At 66.6% G+C, this 428-nt stretch carries 1 pseudogene; it reads right to left on the bottom strand.

The annotated features are described in order from the left end of the window. Nucleotides 1-258, bottom strand: a pseudogene (locus GPA21_RS20475) (hypothetical protein); the annotation flags it as partial. Between the last annotated feature and the right edge of the window lie 170 nt (nucleotides 259-428).

Raw genomic sequence — 428 nt, 5'->3', positions numbered from 1 at the left:
GATCGCGACAGCCCCCTCGGGCTGGGCCCGTCGCCATTCGGCAAAGCTGCTCACTTCACCGTGCTGGGTGAGAAAGACGAAGTCGGTTACCGGTTGGTCTGGCACGTCTCTCGTGCGCCATGCCTGCACCGCGAAGACGATGGCAATCACGATGGCGATGTCGATGGTCCAGCGCAGCCAGCGACGGCGGGGACGGGGTTCTTTGGCAGGCGATTCTGGAGCTTCGGCCATGGCGGTGGAGGGGCATGTGGAGCGCATGGGACTCTGTCCCGCACCGGGGGTTCCGGCGCAGCGCGATCGCTGGCATCGCGCGGGCGGTCGCTCAGCTCATTCGGCTGGATTGGGCGTGAAGTGGAAGTTGCGGCTCAGCGAGGTGTCGTAGCGCCAACCTGTTGGCAGGGCGAGGGTGCCGGCGCTGAGCGTGGGTT

This window comes from Azoarcus taiwanensis, from assembly GCF_012910885.1.
GTDB classification, from domain to species: domain Bacteria; phylum Pseudomonadota; class Gammaproteobacteria; order Burkholderiales; family Rhodocyclaceae; genus Azoarcus_F; species Azoarcus_F taiwanensis.
This window is presented reverse-complemented; position numbering and strand designations above follow the sequence as displayed.